This is a genomic window from Pantoea sp. Ft-CA_14 (assembly GCF_024520875.1).
In the GTDB taxonomy this organism is placed as follows: Bacteria; Pseudomonadota; Gammaproteobacteria; order Enterobacterales; family Enterobacteriaceae; genus Pantoea; species Pantoea agglomerans.
The window spans coordinates 1-272 of sequence record NZ_JALNPM010000039.1 but is presented as its reverse complement, the minus strand read 5'-3'; the positions used below and the strand labels follow the sequence as shown (position 1 = coordinate 272).

At 54.8% G+C, this 272-nt stretch carries 1 protein-coding gene; it reads right to left on the bottom strand.

Annotation, left to right across the window (positions count from 1 at the left end; translation table 11 throughout):
* The coding region (locus NR195_RS22755; RefSeq protein WP_256844934.1) for a LysR family transcriptional regulator at window positions 1-272 on the bottom strand (272 nt) is incomplete at both ends.

Below are 272 nucleotides of genomic sequence, written 5' to 3'. Positions count from 1 at the left end.
GCGTATCAGTTCTGATACGCCCTGCGGGCTGGCGACCTTGATTTCAAAAAGAATGCCGGGGTTATCTTCCCGAAAGGCGGCAATCATGCGGGGCAGCAGCGTAAAGGCCAGTCCATCGGTACAGGCCAGCCGAATCAACGTACGGCGCACGGCTTTCAGCCCTTTGATTTCTGCCAGCGCGTATTCCATATCCAGCATATTTTTGCGCACGTGATGAGCAAAGATTTCCCCGGCTTCATTCAGCACCATGCCACGCGCATGACGCTCAAACA